The organism is Altererythrobacter sp. MTPC7 (assembly GCF_042851395.1).
Lineage (GTDB): Bacteria > Pseudomonadota > Alphaproteobacteria > Sphingomonadales > Sphingomonadaceae > CAJXSN01.
In genome coordinates, this window is sequence record NZ_BTGS01000006.1 from 62,293 (window position 1) to 88,095 (window position 25,803).

Consider the following 25,803-nt stretch of genomic DNA (forward strand, 5'->3'; position numbering starts at 1 on the left):
GCCTTGTGCAGGGGATAGGCCGCGAAGGCAATTGCGTTCCCCCAATGTTCTGTTTACGGCCCGATACATGGCGAAGCCGAAGAAACGATATATCTGCCAGGCCTGCGGGTCGGTCTCCCCGCGCTGGCAGGGGCAGTGTCCCGATTGCGCGGAATGGAACACGCTGGTGGAGGACGCGCCTGCGACGGTGTTCTCTCAGAAGCACGATTTGTCGAGCGGCGGCCGGGCCGTGTCGTTTGTTCCGCTGGACAAACCCGGAGAGATGCCTGTCCGCCAGCCCACCGGCCTTGCGGAGTTCGATCGCGCACTGGGCGGCGGACTGGTGCCGGGCAGTGCCATCCTTATGGGCGGCGATCCCGGGATCGGGAAATCTACGCTGCTGCTGCAAACAGCAGCCGCCGTTGCGAAAGATGGCGGGCACGCGGTGTATGTCAGCGGCGAGGAAGCGGCGGGCCAGGTTCGGCTGCGCGCGGCGCGGCTTGGCCTTGCGGACGCTCCCGTCAGCCTCGCAGCGGCGACGTCGGTGCGCGACATACTGACGACGCTTGGCAGGATGGACGCGCCCAAGCTGCTGGTGATCGATTCGATCCAGACTATGCATTCGGACACCATCGAAGGCGCGCCGGGCACGGTCAGCCAGGTCCGGGGCTGCGCCTTCGAATTGATCCGCTACGCCAAGGAGAACGGCGTCGCCCTCGTGCTGGTTGGCCATGTGACGAAGGATGGCACGATTGCCGGCCCCCGCGTGCTGGAACACATGGTGGACGTCGTCATGAGCTTCGAGGGTGAACGCAGCCACCAATACCGCATCCTGCGCGCGCTCAAGAACCGGTTCGGTGCGGTGGATGAAATCGGCGTGTTCGCCATGGCGGGGGCGGGGCTGGAAGAAGTCGCGAACCCCTCCATGCTGTTCCTCTCGGGCCGGGACGAGCCTCTGGCAGGCAGTTCGGTCTTCCCCGCGCTGGAGGGGACGCGTCCGGTGCTGGTCGAGGCGCAGGCGCTCATCGTCAGGCTGCAATCGGGGGCTACGCCGCGCCGTGCAGTCGTGGGCTGGGACAGCGGCCGCCTGGCGATGCTGCTCGCCGTGCTGGAATCGCGCTGCGGCCTGAATTTCAGCTCTGCGGAAGTCTATCTCAACATCGCCGGCGGCTACCGCCTTTCCGATCCTGCCGCCGACCTGGCGATTGCCGCCGCCCTGATCAGCGCTCTCGCCGACAAGGCCTTGCCTAACCGCTCGACCTTTTTTGGCGAAGTGTCGCTGGGCGGGGAAATCAGGCCCGTATCCCATGCCAGCCTCAGGATGCGGGAATCGGCAAAGCTGGGTTTCGACGTCGCATTCGGTCCGCACGGTATCGACGATGTACCGGATGGCCTGCGTTATGATGGGCTCCGCCAGCTCTCCAATCTCGTTGACCGCATCATGGGCAGCCAATAATAGCCCGTTTGAATGACGGGTTTCGATATCATCGTGATCGTAATTGTCGGCGTTGCGGCAATCGGCGGATTCATGCGCGGACTGGTGCAGGAAGTGCTGTCGCTGTCCGTGTGGTTCCTGGCGGCATTCTGCATTCACTACCTGCATTATCCGCTGTATTCCCTGCTGCTCGGCTACATCGCATCCTCGACGCTGTCGGCGCTGCTGGGCTTCGCCTTGCTGCTGCTGATCCCCTATATCGGGATGAAGATCATCATAGGTCTGGCAGCGGCCGATAATGGCGGCTCCGAACTCAAGCCTTTCGACCGCGTTCTGGGCTTTGCCACGGGACTGGCGAAGGGTGCGCTGATTGCAGTTTTCGGCTTCTGCCTCATCGCCCTCACCTTCGACGAAACGTGGAGCGTTACCGGACGCCCGGCATGGATTGCGACCGCGCGTACCTATCCCGCGATCAACGCGGCCACTAACGAGCTCGTGCCGCTTATCGCTGCGCGCCGGGCCAATTTGCGTGAAGCTGGGGAAGCTGCGGCAGAAGGCGCGGAATGACCGCTCGTCCTGCGGGGAAACTGTACACCCCGGAAATGCTTCATCTGGCCACACAGCTGGCCGAATTCCCGCCGCGGCCGGAATTGGCCCTGCACGGCGAGGCCAGGTCCGCCACGTGCGGAAGCAAACTCGCCCTCGATCTCGAAATTGCGAATGACGAAATATCCGCTTCGGGAATGCTGGTGCAGGCCTGCGCCGTCGGACAGGCGAGCGCCGCCCTGTTTGCGCAGTGGATCGATCGTCGCCCCGTATCGGAAGTGACGGATGCAGGCGAGGCCGTCGAACGATGGCTCGCCGGAGACGCTCGTCTGCCGGAGTGCATCGATCTTGCACCGATTGCCGCTGCGCGCGACTATCCCGGCAGGCATGGGGCAATCTTGCTACCGTGGAGAGCGTTTTCCGACGCGCTTTGCAACGCGCACGGATAGGGCTAATCCGTCAGGCGACGCGCCAGGGGGAGGGTAGGTCACGTCATGAGTGAAACAACAGCACCATCGCCGGAAGCCGTCGGAACACGCGAGCCCAGCGAGAAGGAAATCCGTCTCGTCATCGCCGCCAGTTCCGCGGGCACGATTTTCGAATGGTACGATTTCTTCATCTACGGGACGCTCGCCTACATCCTGAAAGACGCGTTCTACGATGTCGACAACGACACGCTCGGCCTGTTGCTGGTGTGGTCGACATTTGCCGTTGGCTTCGCCTTCCGGCCTATTGGCGCGGTATTGTTCGGTTTTCTCGGGGACCGGCTGGGCCGCAAATACACCTTTCTCGTCACCGTCACGCTGATGGGCATCGCAACTGCCGGGGTCGGCCTGATCCCGACGGTCGCAACAATTGGGGTTGCTGCTCCCATAATCGTCATCCTGCTGCGCATTCTCCAAGGTCTGGCTCTCGGCGGAGAATACGGCGGCGCGGCGATCTACGTGGCTGAACATGCGAAGCCGGAAAAGCGGGGTTTTTACACCAGCTTCATCCAGGCGAGCGTCGTTGGCGGCTTCGTCCTGTCGATCATCGTCGTGCTGGCCTGCCGGTTCCTGATACCGGAGGACGATTTCGCCGCCTGGGGCTGGCGTGTCCCGTTCCTGCTTTCGATACTGCTTCTCGTCATCTCGCTGTGGATGCGGCTCAAGCTTTCGGAAAGCCCGGTCTTTCGGGCCATGAAGGCCGAGGGGAAGATTTCCGGCAATCCCTTCGTGGAAAGCTTCACCTATCCCGGGAACAAGAAGCGCATCTTCGTCACCCTGTTCGGCGTGACCGGCGTGCTGACCACAATCTGGTATACCGCGTTCTTTTCCGGGATGAGCTTCCTGCGCGGCCCGATGCATGTCGCCGACCTGACGGTCGAACTTCTGCTGCTCGTATCCGGCCTCCTCGCCATGTCGTTTTACATCCTGGTCGGCAAATGGTCGGACCGGGTCGGACGCAAGAAACCGATCATCATCGGTGCGATCCTGTCGCTCGCACTGCTGTTTCCGGCCTTCTGGGCGCTGGGCAGCCTCGCCAATCCGGGTCTCGCCGAGGCATCGGAGCGTACGCCCGTCGTCGTGGGGGGGGCGAATTGCACGACCGATCCCTTTGCCGAATTGCTGGACCGCGAGCAGACACCCTGCGGAAAACTCCTGGAAACGCTGACCGCTTCCGGGGTCACCTACGACGTCGAACCGGCCGCCACGCTCGGCCTGTCAGCGGGCGGTGAGGACATCGCAATCGCGCCCGAGTGGCTGGAAAGCGGCGCTGCGCGAAGCGAGGGGGTCCGGGCGGCCCTTACCGAATACGGTTTCGATTTTTCGAAGCAGCAACCGGATTCCATGCGCCTCCTCGGGATCGTCGGCGTGCTGCTCGTTCTCGGGCTTCTTTCGGCGCTTACCTATGGCTCCGTTGCCGCGCTGCTGGCCGAGATGTTCCCGCCGAGCATCCGCTATTCCTCCATGTCCATTCCCTATCACATCGGGGCCGGGTATCTCGGGGGCTTCCTGCCTCTGATCGCAGGCATCATCGTTGCGCGAACCGGCGACCTGTATGCAGGGCTGTGGTACACATGGGGCGTCGTCGCTTTCGGCGTAATCGTAGCCTGGTGGGGCCTGCCGGACGGACCGCCGAAAGATTTCGAAGAGCGCGCCGAAAGCTGACGTGAGAATCGAAGACCTTCCCCCGGTCCCGCCGCCAACCATACGCCTCGACATCGACCGCGATGCGCTGGGAGCGAACTGGCGGTTCCTCGATCGTCTCTCCCGTCCGGCACGCGCCGGTGCGGCGATCAAGGCCGATTGCTACGGCCTGGGCGTCGACACCTGTCTACCCGTCCTTCTGGAAGCCGGCGCGCGCGACTTTTTCGTGGCCCACTGGAGCGAGGTTCCCGGCGTCCTGCGCCATGTTGAGGCAGGTCAATTGGCCGTGCTGCACGGCGTCAATACAACGGAAGAAGTGCAGTACGCGCGGGCCACCGGGGTTCGCCCGGTCATCAATTCGCTGCACCAGGCGCGCTTGTGGAACCAGTCGGGTGGCGGCGAATGCCATCTGATGATCGACACCGGCATACACCGGTTGGGCATATCTGCGGAACAGGCGCGTGACCCCGCAATCGCAGCGCTGGATGTCGGCATCCTGATGTCTCACCTTTCCTCCGCCGACGAAGACGGGGAAACCAGCGGCGACCAGCTTGCCGCGTTCCATGCAGTGAAGGATGTTGTCGGGGCGAGCGAACTCAGCATCGCCAACAGCGCAGGTGTCGGGCTCGGTTCGCAATACGCCTTCGATCTCACGCGGCCCGGTCTCGCGCTTTACGGCGGCGTCCCGCGGCCTGAGCTTGAAGGCCGGATCAGGCAGGTCGCTTTTCCGCGCGCCTCGATTATCCAGGTCCACGAGCTGAATGCAGGCGACAGCGTAGGCTACAACCGGGAATTTACCGCAAGCGAACCGATGCGCGTCGCCACCGTATCGCTGGGTTACGCCGATGGCTTTCTGCGCTGCTGGGGCGCGCATGGCTGGCTGGAACATGACGGCAGGAAACTGGCCCTGCTTGGCAAGGTGTCGATGGACATGGCAATCGTGGATCTTCGGGATACACCGGACGTTGGCCTCGGCGACTGGCTCAATGTTCCTTACGACCTGCCGTCCGCGTCGCGGGTCAGTGGGCTTTCCCAATACGAATTGCTGACAATCCTGGGCCAGCGAATGCGCAGCTGAGGACTGCACTTCGTTGCATCGCAACGGTATTTTGCAGTGCGCTCATTGCGGTGCAGCACGGCGTGATGCTACACTGCTGCACAAGAGGCAATCAGGACCGCGGGAAAGAGACGGCATGGCAGGCAAGGACACGGCTTCCGGAGAGCCGATCATCATCAAGAAATACGCCAACCGGCGGCTCTACAACACGCAGAGCTCCAGCTACATCACGCTGGAAGACCTGGCCAGGATGACCCGCGACGGTGTTGAGTTCGAGGTCAAGGATGCCAAATCGGGCGACGATATCACCCGGTCGATCCTGACCCAGATCATCATGGAAGCCGAAAGCGGAGGCGCCCCCATACTCCCCATCAGCTTCCTGCGCCAGATCATCGGCATGTATGGCAATTCAATGCAGGCGGTCATGCCGACCTATCTCGAAACCGCGATGCAGAACTTCCGCGAAAACCAGGCCAAATGGCAGGAAGCGGCAAAGAACACGGCTGGTGGCAGCCTGCTGGCCAGGATGCACGAAACCAACATGGCGATGATGCGCGCTGCGACCGAGGCCTTCATCCCCGGTGCGGGTCAGAAAACGGACTCGCCGCCGACGGACCCTGTTGCCGGATCGGATGACCAGCTATCGGCATTGCGCGACCAGATGGCAGCCATGCAGAAGAAGCTGGACGAGCTGGGCAAGTAACGCCACTTGACAGCGCGCGCCGGACCGGCGCCGTCAACGAATTACGGACACGCAACCCATGTCGAATATCCGCCACGCCCTTTCCGTCAAACGGGAAGACGATTTTGCAGCCTGGTACCAGTCGGTCATTTCCGAAGCCGAGATGGCGGAAGAATCGGGGGTGCGGGGCTGCATGGTCATCCGGCCCTGGGGCTACGGCATATGGGAACGTATCCAGCGCCTGCTGGACGACCGGATCAAGGTGACCGGCCACGACAATGCCTATTTCCCGATCTTCATTCCGCTCGCCAATTTCGAGCGAGAGGCGGAGCATGTCGAAGGCTTTGCCAAGGAAATGGCAGTCGTCACGCATCACCGGCTCGTCGCCGACGGGAAGGGCGGTCTGAAGCCCGATCCCGAGGCGAAGCTGGAAGAGCCGCTGATCGTTCGCCCGACCTCCGAAACCATCATCGGCGACGCCATGGCACGCTGGGTTCGCAGCTGGCGCGATCTTCCGCTGAAGCTGAACCAGTGGGCCAATGTCGTGCGCTGGGAAATGCGGACCCGCATGTTCCTGCGCACCAGCGAATTCCTGTGGCAGGAAGGGCATACTGCCCATGCCGACGAGGCCGAGGCCAAAGAACACACGCTCCGCATGCTGGAAGTGTACCGCGCCTGCGCCGAGGAAGATCTGGCGATGCCGGTCGTCGCTGGTGAGAAGCCGGAAAACGAGCGCTTTCCCGGCGCGGTGGAAACGTGGTCGATCGAGGCGATGATGCAGGACGGCAAGGCCTTGCAGGCCGGCACCAGTCATTATCTTGGCACGAACTTTTCCAAGGCAGCGAACATAAAGTACCAGGACCGCGAGGGCGGCGAACAGCTGTGCCATACGACCAGCTGGGGCGTGTCCACCCGCATGATCGGCGGCGTGATCATGACGCATGGCGACGATGACGGGCTGCGCGTACCGCCGCGCATCGCACCGCACCAGGTCGTGATTCTGCCGATGCTGCGGGACAAGCCGGAAGATGCAGCGCTGATCGATTACTGCGAGGAATTGCGCGCCAGCCTGATCCGCGAACAGGCGCTGGGCGAACCGATCCGCGTGCTGCTCGACACGAAGCCCGGCAAGGCTGCGGCAAAGAGGTGGGACTGGGTGCGCAAGGGCGCGCCCGTCATCATCGAAGTTGGTGGGCGCGACATGGAAAACGGCGTCGTCAGCCTGCTTCGCCGGGATGATCTTTGGAACCTGGATAACGGGAAGCCGGCTTTCCAGACGCCTTCCCGCGAAGAGGCTGCGTCCGGAATGGCCGCCATGCTCGAAGATATCCAGAACACGCTTTTTACCCAGGCTCGCGAGCGCCGCGACGCCAACATAAGGCGGGACATCACGACCCTGGACGGATTGCGCGCGTTCTTCTCTGCCGACGCGAAATTCCCCGGTTGGGCCGAAGTGGAGTGGTCGAAACCCACTGGCGAGGCGCTGGAGAAGGTGGTGGAACAGCTCAAGGAAATGAAGCTGACCGTTCGCAACGTCCCGATGGATGATGCCGGGGCCACCGGAACCTGCATCTTCACCGGCGAACCCGCTGCCGAGAAGATCTACGTCGCAAAGGCGTATTGACCGCGCGCAGTTAAACGTCTGAAAAGACGTCCATGCGCAAATCCCTCGTCGCCGCCGCCCTCGTCGCAACCACCGCAGCCGTGCCGGCAGCCGCGCAGGATGCTGGAACGCAATCGGCCAATGCCGATCCCGGCCCGCTCGTGTCCACGGAGCGGATGCAGGCGGACATGGACACCATTATCGGTTTCGGCACCCGGCATACCCTCTCGGCGCAGGACGATCCGGAGCGCGGGATCGGCGCGGCGGTCGACTGGGCCCTCGCGGAGTTCTCCCGGACCGGGCAGGCGTGCGGCGATTGCCTTGAAGTTCTGCCGGTCGGAAAGGTCGTGGAACCCGACGGACGCCGCATTCCGGAACCGACACTGGTTCGAAACGCCGTCGCCATCCAGCGCGGGACCGACCGGCCGGACGAAGTCGTCATCGTCCAGGGTCATTACGACAGCCGCGTCACCGATCCGCTGAACGCAGTGGACGACGCGCCCGGCGCGAATGACGACGGGTCGGGAAGCGTGATGATCCTTGAGGCCGCGCGCATCCTGTCACAGCGCGAATATCCCTCGACCATTATCTACGCCCTGCTGTCGGGCGAGGAGCAGGGGCTTTATGGCGCCGGCATCCTTGCCGACTGGATCGCGGAACAGGGCATGACCGTGAAGGCGGTCCTCAACAACGACATGATCGGCAATAGCTGCGGTAGCGACGGTTTCTGCGACGAGGAGAACGTCCGCGTTTTTTCGGAGGGTCCGCGCGCCGACCTGACGGACGATGTTCGCGCAAGCCAGCGCCGTTTTGGCGGGGAGAACGATTCGCCCGGACGCAATCTGTCCCGCTGGCTCGAAGGCGTTGCCGAGGCGCACCCGGACGGCATGCAGGTCCGACAGATCTGGCGGACCGACCGCATGGGGCGGGGCGGGGACCAGATACCGTTCCTCGACCGGGGCTATCCCGCCGTGCGCGTGACGGTCGCAGTGGAGGATTACGAGCACCAGCACCAGGACCTGCGCGTCGAGGACGGCATCACCTATGGCGATACCGCAGACGAACTGGACTGGACCTATCTCACCCGTGCAGCCCAGTTGAACGTCCGCGCGCTCGACCGGCTTGCTCGGGCGCCGATGCCGCCATCGGTCCAAGCCGACGCTGCCGTGCGGACCGATACACTCATGTCGTGGGACGCCGTGCCCGGCGCGCATCATTATCATGTGAAGGTACGCCGGACGTTCGAGCCTTCCTGGCGCGATGAGGTCCCTTCCGGAACGTTGGGGCAGGAATGGAGCGCCGATGTCATGGACACCGGAACGAGCGTCGAACTGGCCGTTCCGCTGCGCGGTGACGACTGGATCTTCGGCGTCAATGCCTGCTCTGCCGTCGGGGCGTGCAGCCCGGTTTCCAGCGCAGTGCCGGCAGGTGCTTTTGCGCCGATCACGGCAGACGAGGATGACAGCGAGTAAAGCCGTCCCCATATAGCGGGGCACATGACACAGAACATAAACAAGAAACGCGGAGGCCGGCCCCATGGCCTGCCGACACCCGCACAGATTATCGAATTCATCCAGTCCAGCGAAACTCCCGCCGGCAAGCGCGAGATCGCCAAGGCCTTCGGCCTGAAAGGGCAGGAGAAAATAGCCCTCAAGAAGCGTCTGAAGGACATGGCCGAAGAAGGCCTGATCGACGGGCGCAAGACAGCATTTCACCGCATGGGCGGCGTTCCAAAGGTCACCGTCCTGCGCATTGTCGAAATCGACGATACCGATCTCTGGGCGCAGCCCGACAATTGGTCACCCGAAAACGAAACCAATCCACCGCGTCTCCTCGTTGTCGAGGGGAAGCGCGGTCGCGGCGGCAAGCAGAAAGGGATGCCAGCCCTGAAAACCGGCGACCGGATACTGGCACGTACGGAAGAAACGGGGGATGGCTGGAAAGCCCACCCGATTAAGAAGCTCCCCGCCCGGACCGAAGGGCTGATGGGCGTCATCGAGATCGACAAGGCCGGCAAGGCATGGCTTGCCCCGGTCGATAAGAAGGTCCGCAACTCGTCGCCGGTATCGGACCTGAACGGGGCTGAGGTTGGCCAGCTTGTCTTTGCCGAACCTGCCGGACGCAGCCACCGCTCCGGCGTCAAGGTCACCGAGATTGTCGGCGACCCGCTGGCCCCGAAGGCCTTCAGCCTGATCGCCATAGCGAAGCACGGCATTCCCAATATATTTCCCGAAGAAACGCTGGAAGAGGCCGAACGTGCGGCCAGCCTGCCGCTCCATCATGACAGCCGCGAGGATCTGCGAGACGTGCCGATCCTGGCCATCGACCCGGCTGATGCCCGCGATCACGACGATGCCATATGGGCCGAACCCGATCCGGAGAACGAAGGCGGCTTCCGCGCCATCGTGGCGATTGCCGACGTCTCCTATTACGTGCGACCCGGCAGCGCGCTCGACAAGGAAGCGCGGAAGCGGGGGAACTCCGTTTATTTCCCCGATCGCGTGGTGCCCATGCTGCCGGAAATCCTGAGCGCCGACGTGTGTTCGCTGAAGCAGGGCGAGGACCGCGCTGCCATGGCCTGCCACCTGCGGATCGACGCGGAGGGCCGGGTCACTTCCCACCGGTTCACGCGTGCCGTTGTGCGTCTCACCCGAAACATTGCTTACGAAGATGCGCAAAAGGCCATCGACGATGACAGCGCCGGCGAAGAATTGCGGAACCTGTGGGCGGCATGGAAATTGCTCGCCGATGCCAGGGCCAAGCGCGATCCGCTGGACCTGGACCTGCCCGAACGGCGCGTGGTTCTCGACGAGAAGGGGCGGATTGCGGAAATCGCCGTGCGCGAACGGCTGGATGCCCACCGCGTGGTCGAGGATTTCATGATCGCAGCCAACGTCGCCGCCGCAAAAGCGCTGGAGGCGAAGGCTGCCCCGACCGTCTACCGCGTCCACGAACAGCCGAGCCGCGAAAAGATCATCGCCCTGCGCGATTATCTCGCCACGCAGGACAAGACGCTGGCCATGGGTCAGGTCATGACTCCTTCGATCTTCAACCGGTTCCTGAAAGATGTCTCGGACCCGGCGGAAAAGGCGCTGCTGATGGAAGCGGTGCTGCGCAGCCAGACACATGCCTATTACGGGCCGAACAATGCCGGTCATTTCGGCCTGGCGCTGGGAAGTTATTCGCACTTCACATCGCCCATCCGTCGCTATGCCGACCTGCTGGTCCACCGGGCGCTGGTCGATGCCTACCGGCTCGAACAGCCAAAACCGAAGAACGGCCTGCCGGAACAGTCCGGGCTGGCTGAACGGGACCGCGACAACCTCTCCCAGATTACCGATGCGATCAGCAAGACGGAGCGGCGCGCGATGGAGGCCGAGCGTGACACGGTCGACCGCTATGTCGCAGCCTGGCTTTCGGAGCGCGTCGGCAAAACCTTCGAAACCCGTATCACCGGCGTGCAAGGGTTCGGTTTCTTTGCCACGATCGTCGGTCTTGGCGGGGACGGGCTGGTACCGGTTTCCACGCTGGGACGCGAATATTTCCGCTACGACGAGGCAGCACAGGCGCTGATCGGCGAAACCAGCGGGACGCACTACGAGGTAGGGCAGAGGCTGGAACTGAAACTCGGCGAGGCGAACGCCCTGACCGGCGCGTTGAAATTCGAGATCCCGGTTGGGGACGGCAGCCCCGTCGAACCGCGCGGCGATCGACCATCGGACAAGCGCAAGGGGGCTCGGAAGCCCAAGGGAAAACGCCCGTCCGGAAGCGGGGGCCAGGGCGGTGCGAAAGGCAAGCCGAAGCGGATGACCGGCAAGCGCGGCAGGCCCGGTAACATCCGCCATCAGGGCCGCAGGAAATAGCGGAACGGGAAGGGCTGGCCGGTCATTGGTAGGCAAAAGGAGAATTATCCATGCTTACCCCCGGCCAGAAAGTGCCTTCCCTCGACCTGCCATTGACCATCGATGCCCGTTTCGAACTGTCGAAACAGAAGCCCGATACCTACACCATGCTTGTCTTCTATCGCGGCAAGCACTGCCCGATCTGCAAGGGTCAGCTGGAGGAAATCGGCGGCCGCCTGAGCGATTTCACCGATCGCGGCATCAATGTCTTCGCAATCTCGATGGATAGCGAAGAACGCGCCATGGTCGCGCATGACGAGTGGGACTCCCATGACCTGCCGCTGGCTTATGGCCTGAGCGAGGAAAAGGCCCGCGAATACGGCCTGTTCATCAGTGAGAAGCGTAGCGGTAGCGAAGAACCGGACATGTTCTCGGAGCCCGGAATGTTCCTCGTCAAACCCGACGGCGAACTGTATTTTCAGGTGGTTCAGAACGCACCGTTCACGCGGCCACCCCTCGACGATCTGCTGGACGGCATCGATTTCATTCAGAAGAACGACTACCCGACGCGCGGCACACTGACATAATCAGGCGGGCGAGGGCGCTTCTCGTCTATTTCGAAAGACGATCGATATCCTCTTTGGTGATACCGCCGGGAAGAATGTAGAGTGGGCAGGGCAGCTTGCCTGCATTGGCTGAAAAATGCGCGACGAGGGGGCCGGGTGTTCCCTCGTCCGCACTGCCCAATACCAGCGCCGCGACTTCCGGATGTTCATCGAGATATTCGCGGATCACAGCCTGGCCTTCACCAACCTTGACCGCGATGGTCGGCATTCGTCCCTCGTCATCCATCAGTGCACCGGCGGCACTGTTGGCGATGGCCTCTGCCCGGTCCCTGGCTTCCTGTTCGATCGTCGCCTGAACGCCTCCGAAAGCGTTGAAGTTCTGCGGTTGCACGAGCGCCAAGATATGAACGGCACCGCCAGTCGCTGCTGCGCGGTTGGCTGCAAACCTCAGCGCTTTGCGTGCTTCGTCCGTTTCGTCGATAATCGTAAGGTAAACGCGCATCTGCCCCCTCTTTCTGCCAGCGTATTTCGGCTGAAAACGTATGCATGGCAAGACTGCCCTTCGGACCCGGGGCCAAGATGCTTGCCGCGTGGCGGATATGTCGCCTAAGCGTTGGGGAGGAACGATAGCAGCGCTGCAAAGGACCTCGTCCGCTTTATGCCCACGCCCATCAAGATGCCCGCCCTGTCCCCGACCATGGAGGAGGGCACACTTGCCAAGTGGCTGGTAAAGCCCGGCGACAGCATCTCTGCCGGCGACATCATGGCCGAAATCGAAACCGACAAGGCGACGATGGAGTTCGAAGCGGTGGACGAAGGTACGATCGCGTCCATCACCGTCGAGGAAGGGACCGAAGGCGTCGCTGTCGGGACCGTGATCGCGATGCTGGCCGAAGACGGTGAAGACCTGGAAGAAGCAGCGAAGGCGGCGCCGGCCTCAGGCAATGACGCTTCCGAAGAGACGGCAATGGCTGCCCCGGCCCCGTCGCCAGCGCAATCGCAGGAACCAGAGGAGCCCAATCCCGCGTCTCCTGCACCGAAAGCTGAGAAGGATTCCAGCGACCGGATCGTCGCATCGCCGCTGGCGAAGCGCATTACAGCGCAAAAAGGGATCGACCTTGCGGCCATAACCGGCTCGGGGCCGGGCGGCCGGATCGTCAAGGCCGATGTCGAGGACGCGAAGGCCGGCAAGGCAGCTGAAAAGCAGGATCCGAATGCGGAAATGGCAGCGCCTCGCACGCCGTCCGTGACCCCGGCAGAAAGCGAATTCGGCGCGCCTTACGAGGAAGAGAAGCTCACCAATGTCCGCAAGGTGATTGCCCGCCGCCTGACCGAGAGCAAGCAGCAGGTTCCGCACTACTACCTGACCATCGACGTCAATCTTGATCCGCTTCTGGCGCTGCGCAAACAGCTTAACGCCAGCCTCGAGGCGGATGGCATCAAGCTCAGCGTAAACGACCTCTTGATCAAGGCGCTGGCCCGGGCACTGATGCGCGTGCCGCAATGCAATGTCAGCTTCCAGGGCGACACGGTGCACAAATACAAGCGGGCCGACGTGTCGGTTGCTGTCGCGGCGCCGAGCGGGCTTATCACGCCGATCATCACCGAAGCCGATACTAAGGGCCTCGGCCAGATCAGCACCCAGATGAAGGAACTGGCCGCCAAGGCGCGCGACGGCAAGCTCCAGCCCCATGAATACCAAGGCGGCACGGCCAGCCTGTCCAATCTCGGCATGTTCGGGATCAAGCAGTTCGACGCGGTCATCAATCCGCCGCAAGGCATGATCCTGGCTGTCGGCGCCGGTGAACAAAGGCCGCACGTCGTCGACGGCAGCCTGCAGGTCGCCACCGTCATGAGCGCCAGCGGCAGCTTCGATCACCGTGCGATCGACGGGGCGGACGGCGCGCAACTGATGGAAGCGTTCAAGCAGCTTTGCGAGAACCCGATGGGTCTCGTCGTCTGATGCAGCTTTCGCCCGCACTCCTTCTGATGCTGTGCGTGGCAATTGCCGGCTGCTCGAAGCCGATCCGCGACGATCCCGACGAGCCTTCCCCTGTCATCGAACCGATCGACCGGACAGCAACCGTTTCCGAAAGACCGGTGCGCATCGGTTTCGACGGACCGCGTTTCGATGCCTGCGCGGCTTTCGGCATGGTGACCAATATCGGGGCGGCACAGGACGCGCGGCTGACAGTCCGCAATGCACCGGCGGGGACTGCGGAGGAGGTCGACGCGCTCCCCGCAGGAGCCGGTGTCGCCATGTGCCAGCGTGTCGGCGGATGGGTCGGCATCGTCTACGCGCCGGATGACACCGATAGCGCGGGTTGCGGAACCGGCTCCCCGGTGGCGACTGTGCGCGATTACGACGGGCCCTGCCGTTCCGGCTGGGTTCGTGACGACTATCTGAAACTTATTGCAGGATAACCATGCAGGACCGGCAGCCCATGATCCGCGTCACCGCGATGCCGACCGATCTCAATCCCTATGGGGGCGTGTTCGGCGGATGGCTGATGGCGCAGATGGCCCTTGGGGCCGGCTCGCTCGCAAGCCGCGAGGGGCAGGGTAAGGCCGTGGTCGTCTCTGCCACCGATTTTGCCTTCCCGGGCGCCATGCAGGTCGGGGATGAACTCTCGGTCTATTGCGAGATCGCGGACACCGGCACGACTTCGCTGACAATTAACGCCGAAGCGATCGCCCGCACCCGCAACGGCGAGGCTGAAACCCGCGTGGCGGGCGGCACATTCAAATTCGTCATGCTGGGCGAAGACGACAAACCGCGGCCCTTCCGACAGGCTTCTATCGCCGCGGAATCAGCAAACGATTAGAGGGATTTATGGCTGGAACATCATACGACGTCGTGGTTCTCGGGTCCGGCCCGGGGGGCTATGTTGCAGCGATCCGCTGCGCACAACTGGGCCTCAAGACCGCGATCGTCGAACGTGAGCTGCTAGGGGGCATCTGTCTCAACTGGGGCTGCATCCCGACCAAGGCGCTCTTGCGCTCGGCAGAGGTCTTGCACCAGATGCAGAACGCCAAGGATTACGGCCTTTCCGTCGCAGGCAAGATCGAGGCCGACCTCGACGCCGTAGTCAAGCGAAGCAGGGGCGTTGCGAAGCAGCTCAACCAGGGCGTCACGCACCTGATGAAGAAGAACAAGATCACGGTTCACATGGGTGAGGGCAGGCTGACCGGTCCGACCTCGCTGACCGCCAAAGGCGACAAGGGCGAAGAGCAGCTTTCGGCAAAGCACGTCATCGTTGCGACCGGAGCGCGGGCGCGCGACCTGCCTTTCGCCCCTGCCGACGGGAAACGGATCTGGACCTATCGCACGGCCATGACGCCGCCGGAAATGCCGAAAAAACTGCTGGTTATCGGATCGGGCGCGATCGGCATCGAGTTCGCAAGCTTCTACAACGATATGGGCGCAGACGTGACGGTGGTCGAAATGCTCGACCGGATTGTCCCGGTCGAGGATGAGGAGGTCTCCGCTTTCCTGCACAAATCCTTGAAAAAGCAGGGTATGAAAATCTTGACCGGAGCCGGGGTAGAAGACCTCAAGGCAACGGGCGAAGGCGTCAAGGCGAAAATCAAGAACGACAAGGGCGAAGTGGCCGACCACGAGTTCAGTCACGCCATCGTCGCCATCGGTATCCAGCCAAACACAGCTGATATCGGACTGGAAAACCTTGCAAAAATGGAACGCGGCTTCATCGAGATCGACGATTTCGGGCGCACGAAATCAAAGGGCCTGTGGGCAATCGGCGATTGCACACCGGGCCCGTGGCTGGCGCACAAGGCAAGCCATGAAGGCGTCACCGCAGCGGAATCGATCGCGAAGGAATTGGGGAATGGCAAAGTCCACCCGCATCCGCTCGACCGCAGCAACATTCCCGGCTGCACCTATTGCCATCCTCAAGTCGCCAGCGTCGGCCTGACCGAAGCGAAGGCTAAGGAAGCCGGCTACAAGCTAAAGATCGGAAATTTCCCCTTCATCGGTAACGGCAAGGCCATCGCGCTGGGTGAAGCGGAGGGCTTCATCAAAACGGTCTTCGACGCCGATACCGGCGAGCTGCTGGGGGCACACATGATAGGTGCCGAAGTTACCGAACTGATCCAGGGCTACGTCGTCGGCAAGACCCTCGAAACGACCGAGGCCGAGCTGATGAACACGGTGTTCGCGCACCCCACGCTGAGCGAGATGATGCATGAAAGCGTCCTCTCCGCATACGGTAAGGCGTTGCATATATAGGGAAAATAAGTGTGACGTCATGGCTTCGTGACGTCACGAGGTCATCTAACGCTGCGAACTCGCGGTGGCCGACTGGTGCACCGGTCAAGGACCAGCGCCGGACCTCACGATCCGAATTCAGGACCCCTTCGCAGGGCAGGGCGTTGGTCTGGCAAAGGAGATTGCCATGACCAAGAATGACCCGAAAAAGCCGGACCCGAGCGACACGAGCCGTGTGACCGAGGAACATCGCGCTCTACAGAACCAGAGCTCGGTGACAGCGGATGAATACCCGAAGGAACAGCGCGAGGCGCAGTCGCTCGTCACCCCGAAGAAGAAGCAGGACGACTAGCCTCCGGACACGGCGCGCATCATTTCCGCGCACAGGATCGCGCCGTATGTTCCCACAGCGTAGCCAAGAACGGCCAGCAGCACGCCGACAGGCGCCAGGGCCGGGTGGAATGCACTGGCGACCACCGGCGCGCTGGCTGCTCCCCCCACATTCGCCTTGCTGCCGACGGCAACGAAGAAGAACGGGGCGCGAATCAGCCATGCGACTGCGAGCAGGAGGATGGTGTGGATCAGCATCCAGATCACGCCGATTGCCATGTAGCCGGGCGTCTCGGCGATTTGCGTGACGTCCATCTTCGTCCCTATGACGGCCACCAATAGGAAGATGAAAACCGTTCCGAACTTGCTGGCACCGACACCTTCCAGCGCACGCGCGCGGGTGAAACTGGCTGCCAGGCCGAAAGTCGTCGCGAACAACACGACCCAGAAGAACTGGCTCGCTAATACGCTATCATCGCCGTTCACACCGGCGAAAAACGCGCCGAGTGGTCCGGCAAGCAGGTGGCACAGACCGACGGCCGCGAATGTCGTGCCGAACAGCAGCACGTAATCGTTGCCGCTCGCGACACGTTTTACGGAAGACGTGTAATTCGCCATCTTGTCGCGCAAGGCATCGATCGCGCTGCTATCGGCCCGAAGCCAGCGATCCATCCGCGTGCTGGCCCCTGCTCCGTAGAGCAGGAAAGCCATCCAGATGTTGGCGACGATGATGTCGACGGCGATCAGGGCCGAATACTGGCTGATATCGAACTGGTAGATTTCGAGCATTGCGGTCTGGTTCGCCCCGCCGCCGATCCAGCTGCCCGCAAGCGTGGCGAGGCCACGCCAGGCAGCGCCGCTACCCTCGCCGACGATTGAGGGGTCGAACTGGGCGACAATATAGAGGGCTATCGGGCCACCGATGACAATGCCGATGGTCGCGGCGAAAAACATGATCAGAGCCTTGGGACCCAGACCGATCACGCCTTTCAGGTCTATACTCAGTGTCATCAGGAACAGCGCCGCAGGAAGGAAGTAGTCCTTCGCAACCGGCCACAGATTGCTGTCGGTCACGTCGATCAGCCCGAAAGTCACCATAAGGGACGGGAGGAGGTACGCGACAAGGATGATCGGGACGAACGTGTAAAACCGGCTCCACGACGGCCTGTCTCTGGTCACGAAAACAAAGGCCAGGACCGCGGCGAGCAGGCCAAGAATGATTCGATCGTCGGTAATCATCGTGCAGTCCCTATGGAAAAGAGGGTAGTTTCGCTTAGGCGATTTTGCTGATTCGTACCCCGTCTGAAGGTTTGCTGGCCATCTCGGGATCGTAGAAACCCCCGGATCTTCCCCCGCCTGTCCGTCCCATGAGCCATCAATGATCGGAAGTCGCCGGGTCCCGACCAGTGGTCCCGCGAGGAACGTCTCTCGTAGATTCCGAGAATTTGCCTTGCATGTTTTTCAGTAATTTACGGACGATATCTCGAGCGCTTTGCGAGGGCAGCATACCCTTCTGACGTCGCTGCGCCACGACATCGCGGTTAATTCCAGCTTTCTGCAGGATTAACCACCGGAAAGCCGCGGCACAGCTGCGTTTCATGCACCTGCGTGTTACCAAATTTTTACTTCTGGGCACGTATTGCCACGCTCATGAGACACGCATTTACAAAAACCACGGCCACCGGGATGGCTGCACTCGCCATGGTATTCGCTTCTCCGGCTTATGCAGCCGGGGTCGATGCGGGTACGCTCATCGAGAACGTCGCTCAGGCTACGTATGATGACGGGATCGGAGGCACAACCACGATCGACTCCAACCCGGTTATCATCGCGGTGGACGAGCTGCTCGATGTCACGGTCACGTCGCTCGACCCCGGTCCGGTTTCGACCCGGCCCGGCGATGACATCCTCACTTTTGAAGTCACCAATACCGGCAACGGCCCCGAAGCATTCTCCCTTTCCGCGAACCCGGCAGTCGCCGGCAACGATTTCGAACCGACGATCAACGATCTGGCCATCGATACGAACGGCAACGGCATCTACGATCCCGGCGTGGACACGATCCTCGCTGGGCCTGCCACCACTCCGGTCCTGGATGCGGACGAAGCGGTCACCGTCTTCGTTCTGCTGACCGTGCCGACAGGCGTCGTCGACGGCGACCAGGCCGATGTCGACCTTCTGGCCGAAGCGGTCACGGGTACCGGCACTCCGGGCACGACCTTTGCCGGACAGGGCGAGGGCGGCGTCGATGCCGTGGTCGGCCTGACGGGTGCAGACGACAACGCCATCGGAACGCTGATCGTGGGTATCACCACGGTCGAACTGACGAAGTCGGCTGAAGTCGCGGATCCATTCGGCGGAACCACCGTCGTCCCGGGTTCGGTCGTCACCTACTCGATCACCGCATCCGTGACCGGCAGCGGCTCGGTCGACGACCTGGTCGTCACCGACGCCTATCCGGAAGGCACCACCTATGTCGCCGGCACGCTCCAGCTCGATGCCGCAGGACTGACCGATGCCGCAGGCGACGACGCCGGCGATGCAGACGTCAACGGAATTACTGTCGACCTGGGAACGGTCGCCAGTGGAACGGATCGTGTCGTCTCGTTCGACGTCACCATCGATTAAAAGAAGAAGGGTCGCAAAATGAAATTTCTGAAGAAACTGGCTGCGGTCGTTTCCTTCTCGCTCGCCCTGCCGGGCGCAGCGATGGCGCAGGACGCAGCAATTGCCCTCGAAGGCGATGTCATGGTCGAGAAGACCGTGACCGAAGCGGACGGCACGACGACGACGGTACTGGAAAAACCCGGCACCATCGTCCCGGGCGATCGCCTCGTATTCGGGACCGATTACGTGAACAACAGCGCGGAAGTGGTGGAGAACTTCACCGTCACGAACCCGCTTCCCTCTGCCGTGCGTCTTGCACCCGAGGCCGATGCCGACCTGGTCGTCTCTGTCGATGGCGGAAGCGAGTGGGGCGCTCTCTCGGCTCTCACCGTAACGGGTGAAGACGGCACGCAGCGCGCTGCAACCCATTCCGATGTCACTCACATTCGCTGGACGCTCGCCATCGTTCAGCCCGGCGAAGAGGGACGTCTCGAATATCCGGCCGTCATCCGCTGACGGTGTGGGCTACGCCGCCAGGTCCTGCGGGCGGTCAAGGTTAACGCAGGCGCAATATTGAAGGAACGACGAAATGACACGCAGCAAGCAATTGCTGGGTGCAGTAAGCTCGATTGCGCTTGTTGCATTCTCAGCAAGTCCGGCCCTCGCCGAAGGCACGACCGCCGGGCAGGATATTACCAACAACGTCTCCGTCACCTATGACGTCGGCGGCGTGACGCAGGGTGCCGTTGTCGACAGCGACACGTTCACGGTCGACCGCAAGGTCAACGTGACGGTTGCCGAAGTCGGCGGCGACACGACCGAGGTCGCACCTGGCCAGCTTCAGGCCGCGATCAAGTTCGAAGTCACCAATGACTCGAACGACGCAGTCGACCTAGCGCTGAGCGCGCAGCAGTCCGCCGCAGACGATTTCGACATCACGAACATCAAGTTCTACGTCGACAATGGCGACGGCATCTTCAACCCGGCCGACGACCTCGAGGTTACCTATCTTGATGAGATGGCCGCGGACGAGACGCGCACCGTCTTCATCGTGGGCGACATCCCGACGGGCGTGGTCACCGGCGATACCGCCGACGTCGCGCTGGTCGCGAATGCGCACGCTGCAGACGGCACGGCAGGTGCTCTTGGCGCAGAACTGGTCGACACCGCGGGTGCGAATACCGCTGGCGTAGACACGGTCCTCGCAGACGGTGCCGGCGACGTCGATGCCGCCAACCAGGGCGATTTCTCCGACACCGACACCTATGTGGTTTCCGCCGCAGACGTGACGGTCGAGAAGACCAGCCAGATCATCAGCGATCCGGTGAACGGCACGACCGATCCGAAAGCCATTCCGGGCGCGGTGGTCCAGTACTGCATCGTCGTCAGCAACTCGGCGGGCAGCGCGACCGCGACGAATGTTGCCGTGGTCGACGTCCTGCCTGCCGACGTCACCTATGACTCCGTGTTCGGCATCTTCCTGAACGGCGATGCGACCTGCAACGGCGGTGCCGCTGGCGGCGCCTACGACGCGGGCGCCAACGAGGTCAGCGGAACGCTGGACGACATCCCCGCCTCGACCAGCCGGTCGCTCTACTTCCGCACGACGATCAACTGATCGGACGGCTTGAGTAAACGGTCATGCGTACTTCCTTCTCCATCAGCGCAGTTGCAGCAGCGATCTTCGGATTGCTGCTGCCGCTCGCCCTGTGGGGAGGAAGCGCGCAGGCCCAGACCATTACCAATATCGCGAAGGCGACTTGGACTTCGGCAGGCGATGAAGGCGGCGCGGAATCCAATCCGGTCGAATTCGAAGTCACGCCGCGTCCGCCGGAAATCATCACCTATCACCCGGTTCCGGGCACCGATGGTGGCGGCAACAAGACCTATCCGCAGCCAATCTGTTTCGGTGGCCAGAACCCGGGCGACACCGTCGGCGTACCCGACGAAACCCTGTCCACCCCGGTGGAAGAGATCGAAACGCTACGTGCCGGCGAAGACCTCGTCTTCGAGATCCGCTCGTGGTCGTCCAATCTCGACCGCGCTGCGATCGACCAGCTCGACGTCATCCTGACCACCAGCCAGGGTGACCGCGAAGAGCTTCGCATTTTCGAAACCGGCTTCAATACGGGCGTATTTGTCGGCAAGATCTCGACCGGCCGTCTTCCTCCGTTGCCGACGCAGGACGATTGTCGTCTCAACCTGGCGAATGGCGACGTCATCGAGATCGCTGCCACCCAGCCGGGCGAGAACGCGATCGTCATCCAGACCGATGTCGATGTGCTGGCCGATCCTTTCGGCGTGGTGTTCGACAGCGAGACGGGCGAAGGTGTCAATGGCGCCCGCGTGACACTGGTCGACGCCGCAACCGGCCTGCCGGCTGTCGTCTTCGCCGAAGACGGCGTGACGCCGTGGCCCTCCACCGTCATTTCGGGCCAGCCGATCACGGATGGTGCCGGCAATGTCTACGACATGGGCACCGGGGAATACTGGTTCCCGCTGACCTCGCTCGGCACCTATCGCCTCGAGATCGTCCCGCCGGCTCCGTATACCGCGCCCTCCGTCGTCAGCCCCGAAGACATCGCACGCCTGTCGCGCGAAGACGGCAGTGCGTTCGTCATCCTCGACGCATCCTATGGCGGGACCTTCACGCTGAACGATCCGACCCCGGTCGAAATCGATATCCCGCTCGACCGCCCGAGCCTGTCGGTCAGCCTGAGCAAGACTGCCAACCGCGCTGCCGCGCAGCCCGGCGATGCCGTCTTCTATACGCTCATCGCTCGAAACCAGGACCCGACCCGCGTCAAGCGCAACGTGGTCCTCGTCGATACGCCGTCGCGCTGGCTGCGCCTGCGAACGGACTCGGTTCGCGTCGACGGCCAGGCTGCTCCCGATGCAGTCCAGCCCAATGCCGATGGCAGCCGCCTGACGGTGAACCTCGGCGATATCGATGGCGGGTCCGAACGCCGCGTTACTTATGCGATGATCATCCGCCCCGATGCGCCTCCCGGCGAAGCGGTCAACAAGGCAGAGGCCACAGACTCCCTGGGTCGCCGCGCCGTCGCCAGCGCCGTGCTCGATATCGAACGCGAAAGCATTGCCGGACGCATGACCATTGTCGGCCGCGTAATGGCAGGGCAGTGCTCTATCGAAGGCACGCGTCGCGGCATCCCCAACGTCCGCGTCATGATGGAAGACGGCAGCTTCGCCATTACCGACAAGGACGGCCGTTACCATTTCGAAGGCGTCGTGCCCGGGACCCACGTCGTCCAGGCTGCACGCATGACCTTGCCCGAAGGTTCGGAGTTCGTCGACTGCCACCGCGGCACCCGCAATGCCGGCAGCGCATCCTCGCGCTTTGCCATCGGGCACGGCGGTTCGCTGGTCGTCGCCGATTTCCATGCGATTGTTCCCGAAGGCTCGCTCCCGGACCTCACCGAGCAGGAGGCTCTCTATGCCAATGCCGATGCACAGATCCCGGGCGAGCTGGGTCCCGCTACCTTGAACGGTGAAGGGCTTCCGGTGCAGAACACTGCGATCGCTCCTGCAGCGCCGGCCAAGACTGAACCGGTCCTGGAAGATTCAAATGCAACCGACTGGATCGCGCAGGGCGACGGACCCGATGGCTGGCTGACTCCGAGCGTGGACTACAATCCGCGTGCGCCGACCACCCGCGTGGCTATCCGCCATCGCCGCGGGCAGACCATCAACCTGTTCGTCGACGGAGAGCCTGTGAACAAGCTGGCTTTCGAAGGGACGCGGACACCGGAGCAGGGCCGTTTCGCCGTCAGCCACTGGCGCGGTGTGCCGCTGGAGAACGAGAAGACGATCCTGACCGCAGAGATCGTGAACTCCTTCGGCGTGGTCAATGAAACCATCGAGCGCACCGTGTACTTCACCAATACGCCGACCCGCGTCGAGCTGGTGGAATCGGAATCCATGCTGGTGGCCGACGGCCGTACGCGACCCGTCGTCGCCATCCGCGTTCTGGACCGCAACAACCGTCCCTTGCGCGAAGGTGTCTGGGGCGAGTTCAAGCTGAACGCTCCCTACCAGAGCGCGTCGCAGCTCGAGCAGCAGCAGCTGAACCAGCTCACGGGCCTGGGTTCGTCCTCCGCACGCTGGATCGTCGAAGGGTCCGACGGCATCGCCCGCATCGAACTCGCGCCGACCATGGTGAGCGGCTCGCTGCGTCTCGACTTCTTCTTCGACGACGGTGAGATCCGCCGCGAGCAGGAACTGGAAACCTGGATCGTTCCGGGCGACATCGAATGGACGGTCGTCGGTCTTGCCGAAGGCTCCGTCGGTGCGCGCACCGTGGCCGACAACATGGAGCGCGACGGCCGCTTCGACAGCGACCTCGGCGACAAGGCCCGCGTTGCGCTGTATGCAAAGGGCCGCGTGCTGGGCAAGTTCCTGACCACCATCGCCTATGACTCTGCGAAGCAGCGGGACGACCAGCGTGTCCTGGGCACGCTCGACCCCAATGCCTATTACACCGTCTTCGGTGACGCCTCGAGCCGCCGCTTCGACGCAGCGAGCCGCGAGAAACTCTATGTCCGTATCGAAACCGCGACGTTCTATGCCCTGTATGGCGATTTCGAGACCGGCTTCGATCAGACCAATCTCGCACGCTACAACCGTGTCGCCACCGGCGTTAAGGGCGAAGCGCGTTTCGGACAGGTCCAGGCGCAAGGCTTCGCCGCCGAAATCTCCACGCGTTTCCGCCGCGACGAGATTCAGGGGCAGGGGATCACCGGACCCTATACGCTCGGCAACCGCCGCATCGTCGCCAACAGCGAAACCGTGACGCTCGAGACGCGCGACCGTTTCCGTTCGGAACTGATTGTTTCGAGCCGCGTCCTCGAACGCTTCATCGACTACGATATCGACCTTCTTTCGGGCACGATCACCTTCAGCGAGCCGGTTCTCAGCCGCGACTTCGACCTCAATCCGCAGTTCATCGTCGTCGATTACGAAATCGACGCGCTGGCCGGGGGCGAGATGAATGCTGGCCTGCGTGCCGACTGGACCAGCGACAACGGCGCCATCCGCATCGGCGCAACTGCCATCACGGACAAGGGCGAAGGCGCGCGGACCGATATCGGCGCCGTGGACCTGCGTGCCCGTGTCGGCCAGTCGACCGAAATCCGCGCAGAGCTGGCTGCCAGCCGCAGCGAAGGCGAAACCGCAACCGGCTGGATGGTCGAGGCACAGCATTCCGCAGCCGATCTCGACGTGCTCGCCTATGCCCGCCAGCTCGATGCCGATTACGGGGTCGGACAGCAGAACGGCGTGGAACTGGGCCGCCGCAAGGTGGGTGTCGATGCCCGCGTGCGCTTGGACGAGCGCTTCTCGGTCCTTGGAAGCGCGTGGCAGGACGACAGCCTGGTCGACGACAACCGTCGCCGCGCCGCGCAGGTCGAACTGGGCTACCAAGGCGAAACCACGGACCTTCGCGCCGGCATCGTCCACTTCAACGATCGCCTGTCCGACGGTACGCGTAACAAGTCCACAGTGCTCGAAGGCGGCGTGACCCATCGCCTGTTCGAGAATGCTCTCGAACTGTCGGCGACCAGCAGCGTGGCAATCGAGGACGATCAGTCGATCGACCTTCCGACCCGTCACCGGTTCGGCGCACGCTATGCGCTGACCGACGATGTCCGCCTGGTTGGCCTGTACGAGGTCGCGCAGGGCGACAATGTCGATGCGCGAACCGTTCGCGGCGGTATCGAAGTGTCCCCGTGGACCGGCTCGCAGGTCGTGACCTCGATCGGCAAGCAGCGCATCGACGAATCCGGTGACCGCAGCTTTGCCGCCTTCGGCCTCTCGCAGACGTTCCAGGTCAGCCCGGAGCTCACCCTCGACGCGACCGTCGATGGCAGCCGCACGATCGGCGGCAAGCCCGACGTCGCGGACGTTGTGAATGTCGAGAAGCCGATTGCCAGCGGCGGCCAGTTCGGTCCGGGCGGCAATACCCTGTTCGAGGACTTCACGGCCGTGACGGTCGGCGGCGCTTATCGCAAGGATCGCTGGAGCGCGACGGCGCGCGCCGAATATCGCGACGGCGAATTTGCGAACCGCAAGGGCGTTACCCTCGGCGCGATCCGCCAGCTTGGCGAAGGCAGCGTCGTCGGATCGGGCTTCACCTTCACCGAAGCCCAGGGTTCGAACGGTACCGGAACGCAGATCATGGATGCGGCACTCGCTTTCGCGCACCGTCCCGACGATTCCGAAATCGCCATGCTCGGCAAGCTGGAATACCGCAGCGACTCCGTGACCGGCGCGGTTGCAGGGCAGGTCGATGCCACCGGTCGCACGGCGCTCGACGTGACCGGCGACGCACAATCGCGCCGCCTCATCGCAAGCCTGTCGACCAACTGGTCGCCGCGCGGCCGCGACGAGATCGACGACGTCGAGCAGGAAGTGCGTCGCAGCGAGTTCGGGTTGTTCCTGGGTGGCCGGTACAATTTCGACGAATTCGAAGGCGTCGATATCTCGGGCGTCACGGCACTGGCTGGCCTCGATGCACGGCTGGGCCTCGGCAACCGCTTCGAAATCGGGGCGACGGGTACGGTCCGGTCGAACCTGACGGCAGGTATCACCAGCTTCTCGTTCGGTCCCAATATCGGCTTCGTACCTGCCGATGGCGTGCTGCTGACCCTCGGCTACAACATCGCCGGTTTCCGCGACGAGGATTTCTCGGCATCGCGTAATACGGACAAGGGCATTTATGCCAGCGTTCGCATGAAGTTCGATGGCGATACGTTCGGTTTCCTGGGGCTTGGCCGATGACCTG

At 62.8% G+C, this 25,803-nt stretch carries 21 protein-coding genes; 19 read left to right on the plus strand and 2 right to left on the minus strand.

Going from position 1 to position 25,803, the window contains the following annotated elements; all coding sequences use genetic code 11:
* Positions 1-67 precede the first annotated feature (67 nt).
* The 10 genes from radA (at position 68) to ACGHJ7_RS06860 (ending at position 11,860) form a co-directional block, all read left to right on the plus strand.
* Positions 68-1,435 carry a DNA repair protein RadA gene (gene radA / locus ACGHJ7_RS06815; RefSeq protein ID WP_390475737.1) on the plus strand — a complete coding sequence of 456 codons (1,368 nt, stop codon included), beginning with the start codon at positions 68-70 and terminating at the stop codon, positions 1,433-1,435.
* Between the two features lie 12 nt (positions 1,436-1,447).
* Positions 1,448-1,981 carry a CvpA family protein gene (locus tag ACGHJ7_RS06820; RefSeq protein WP_390475739.1) on the plus strand — a complete coding sequence of 178 codons (534 nt, stop codon included), beginning with the start codon at positions 1,448-1,450 and terminating at the stop codon, positions 1,979-1,981.
* Complete coding sequence (locus ACGHJ7_RS06825; RefSeq protein WP_390475741.1) at positions 1,978-2,409, plus strand: iron-sulfur cluster assembly scaffold protein; 432 nt, start codon at positions 1,978-1,980, stop codon at positions 2,407-2,409. The genes ACGHJ7_RS06820 and ACGHJ7_RS06825 overlap by 4 nt, the downstream gene beginning before the upstream one ends.
* Before the next feature lie 45 nt (positions 2,410-2,454).
* On the plus strand, positions 2,455-4,110 hold the full coding sequence (locus ACGHJ7_RS06830; protein ID WP_390475743.1) for an MFS transporter: 1,656 nt from the start codon (positions 2,455-2,457) through the stop codon (positions 4,108-4,110).
* A 1-nt stretch (position 4,111) separates the two neighbouring features.
* On the plus strand, positions 4,112-5,167 hold the full coding sequence (locus tag ACGHJ7_RS06835) for an alanine racemase (protein WP_390475745.1): 1,056 nt from the start codon (positions 4,112-4,114) through the stop codon (positions 5,165-5,167).
* Between the two features lie 115 nt (positions 5,168-5,282).
* Positions 5,283-5,849, plus strand: coding sequence for a polyhydroxyalkanoate synthesis repressor PhaR (gene phaR / locus ACGHJ7_RS06840; protein ID WP_390475747.1), 567 nt, complete (start codon positions 5,283-5,285; stop codon positions 5,847-5,849).
* A 58-nt stretch (positions 5,850-5,907) separates the two neighbouring features.
* A complete protein-coding gene (gene proS, locus ACGHJ7_RS06845) occupies positions 5,908-7,452 on the plus strand; it encodes a proline--tRNA ligase (protein WP_390475750.1) in 1,545 nt (514 codons plus the stop codon).
* 32 nt (positions 7,453-7,484) lie between these two features.
* The gene (locus ACGHJ7_RS06850) at positions 7,485-8,903 is read left to right on the plus strand and encodes a M28 family peptidase (RefSeq protein ID WP_390475753.1); all 1,419 of its coding nucleotides are present in this window, start codon (positions 7,485-7,487) and stop codon (positions 8,901-8,903) included.
* A gap of 24 nt (positions 8,904-8,927) precedes the next feature.
* Positions 8,928-11,294, plus strand: coding sequence for a ribonuclease R (rnr, locus tag ACGHJ7_RS06855; RefSeq protein ID WP_390475755.1), 2,367 nt, complete (start codon positions 8,928-8,930; stop codon positions 11,292-11,294).
* Positions 11,295-11,344: 50 nt separating this feature from the next.
* Complete coding sequence (locus tag ACGHJ7_RS06860; protein WP_390475757.1) at positions 11,345-11,860, plus strand: peroxiredoxin-like family protein; 516 nt, start codon at positions 11,345-11,347, stop codon at positions 11,858-11,860.
* 25 nt (positions 11,861-11,885) lie between these two features.
* On the opposite strand, the gene ACGHJ7_RS06865 is transcribed toward ACGHJ7_RS06860, so the two are convergent.
* Entirely contained in the window at positions 11,886-12,341 is a 456-nt protein-coding gene (locus tag ACGHJ7_RS06865; protein WP_390475758.1) for a universal stress protein, read from the minus strand.
* Positions 12,342-12,497: 156 nt separating this feature from the next.
* Here ACGHJ7_RS06865 and ACGHJ7_RS06870 point away from each other — a divergent pair, with 156 nt between their 5' ends.
* From ACGHJ7_RS06870 to ACGHJ7_RS06890, 5 genes are all read left to right on the plus strand, one after another.
* On the plus strand, positions 12,498-13,802 hold the full coding sequence (locus ACGHJ7_RS06870; protein ID WP_390475760.1) for a pyruvate dehydrogenase complex dihydrolipoamide acetyltransferase: 1,305 nt from the start codon (positions 12,498-12,500) through the stop codon (positions 13,800-13,802).
* Positions 13,802-14,263, plus strand: a complete 462-nt coding sequence (locus ACGHJ7_RS06875; protein WP_390475762.1) for a hypothetical protein — start codon at positions 13,802-13,804, stop codon at positions 14,261-14,263. The genes ACGHJ7_RS06870 and ACGHJ7_RS06875 overlap by 1 nt, the downstream gene beginning before the upstream one ends.
* A 2-nt stretch (positions 14,264-14,265) precedes the next feature.
* Complete coding sequence (locus tag ACGHJ7_RS06880; RefSeq protein ID WP_390475764.1) at positions 14,266-14,664, plus strand: acyl-CoA thioesterase; 399 nt, start codon at positions 14,266-14,268, stop codon at positions 14,662-14,664.
* A gap of 8 nt (positions 14,665-14,672) precedes the next feature.
* Complete coding sequence (gene lpdA / locus ACGHJ7_RS06885) at positions 14,673-16,088, plus strand: dihydrolipoyl dehydrogenase (RefSeq protein WP_390475766.1); 1,416 nt, start codon at positions 14,673-14,675, stop codon at positions 16,086-16,088.
* Between the two features lie 166 nt (positions 16,089-16,254).
* Positions 16,255-16,419, plus strand: coding sequence for a hypothetical protein (locus ACGHJ7_RS06890; protein WP_390475768.1), 165 nt, complete (start codon positions 16,255-16,257; stop codon positions 16,417-16,419).
* Here ACGHJ7_RS06890 and ACGHJ7_RS06895 read toward each other — a convergent pair.
* Positions 16,416-17,636, minus strand: coding sequence for a DUF819 domain-containing protein (locus ACGHJ7_RS06895; RefSeq protein WP_390475770.1), 1,221 nt, complete (start codon positions 17,634-17,636; stop codon positions 16,416-16,418). The genes ACGHJ7_RS06890 and ACGHJ7_RS06895 overlap by 4 nt on opposite strands.
* 447 nt (positions 17,637-18,083) lie before the next feature.
* Between ACGHJ7_RS06895 and ACGHJ7_RS06900 the strand changes: the two genes are divergently transcribed.
* The 4 genes from ACGHJ7_RS06900 (at position 18,084) to ACGHJ7_RS06915 (ending at position 25,799) form a co-directional block, all read left to right on the plus strand.
* Entirely contained in the window at positions 18,084-19,025 is a 942-nt protein-coding gene (locus ACGHJ7_RS06900) for a hypothetical protein (RefSeq protein ID WP_390475772.1), read from the plus strand.
* Between the two features lie 18 nt (positions 19,026-19,043).
* Positions 19,044-19,520: a hypothetical protein gene (locus tag ACGHJ7_RS06905; protein WP_390475774.1), complete on the plus strand. Its 477-nt coding sequence runs from the start codon at positions 19,044-19,046 to the stop codon at positions 19,518-19,520.
* Between the two features lie 73 nt (positions 19,521-19,593).
* Positions 19,594-20,622 (plus strand): hypothetical protein, encoded by a 1,029-nt coding sequence (locus tag ACGHJ7_RS06910; RefSeq protein WP_390475776.1) that lies wholly within the window; start codon positions 19,594-19,596, stop codon positions 20,620-20,622.
* A 23-nt stretch (positions 20,623-20,645) separates the two neighbouring features.
* On the plus strand, positions 20,646-25,799 hold the full coding sequence (locus tag ACGHJ7_RS06915; RefSeq protein ID WP_390475778.1) for a hypothetical protein: 5,154 nt from the start codon (positions 20,646-20,648) through the stop codon (positions 25,797-25,799).
* The last annotated feature ends 4 nt before the right edge of the window (positions 25,800-25,803 follow it).